Origin of the sequence: Ruminococcus callidus ATCC 27760, assembly GCF_000468015.1 — a bacterium.
Classification (GTDB): domain Bacteria; phylum Bacillota; class Clostridia; order Oscillospirales; family Ruminococcaceae; genus Ruminococcus_C; species Ruminococcus_C callidus.
Genome location: NZ_KI260488.1, coordinates 478 through 1,141, shown reverse-complemented (window position 1 = coordinate 1,141; position 664 = coordinate 478). Strand labels below are relative to the sequence as shown.

The following is a 664-nucleotide window of genomic DNA, read 5'->3' as shown; positions in this document are numbered from 1 at the left end:
CACCGAAAATCGGGAGGAAAACATATGATAATTGCATTTGGACGGGCTGGAAATGAACGAAAGAAACTGGCATGGGCGATAGCCACGATCATTGGAACAACGGCAGAATATCAGTATATGCCCACCTGTACTTACAAAATCGGGGAATGCTACACTGTTACCAAAGCAGGTGATCTGGAAATCAGCGATCAAGCCGACCGTAAGGAAACAGAACGGCTTCTTGCCGAACTGGAGAATCAGGGCTATACTGTTCCGGACACAACAGAACCGGAATCCACAAAATTGACGGTTCAGATGCCTGCGGACTTTTTCAATGAACATACGCTGGGTAATCTTCAGCAGATCTGCGAAAACAAAGCCACACTCTTCAAGGCGGCTTTTCAGACGGATACGCTCGACATGATTTCATCTGATGAAAAGGTGGAATTTCCATGGTTCAAAGTAGAGCAAGACGGTGATGCAGATGCCTACTGTACGTTCATCTCCATGCTCTGCGAATTTGCAAAGAATCAAGGACGCATCAACCGCAAGCCGGATACCTCCGACAATCCCAAGTACACCATGCGGTGTTTCTTGATTCGTCTGGGAATGGTGGGGGCAGAATTCAAGGCGGCAAGAAAGGTCATTCTTCGGCATCTGTCCGGCAATTCCGCATTCAGAAAGG

Annotated in this window: 1 protein-coding gene; it reads left to right on the top strand. The window is 47.7% G+C overall.

Annotated features, from left to right (window positions below; translation table 11 throughout):
* Positions 1–24: 24 nt before the first annotated feature.
* The coding region (locus RUMCAL_RS16040; RefSeq protein ID WP_051343878.1) for a hypothetical protein at positions 25–664 on the top strand (640 nt) is incomplete at its 3' end.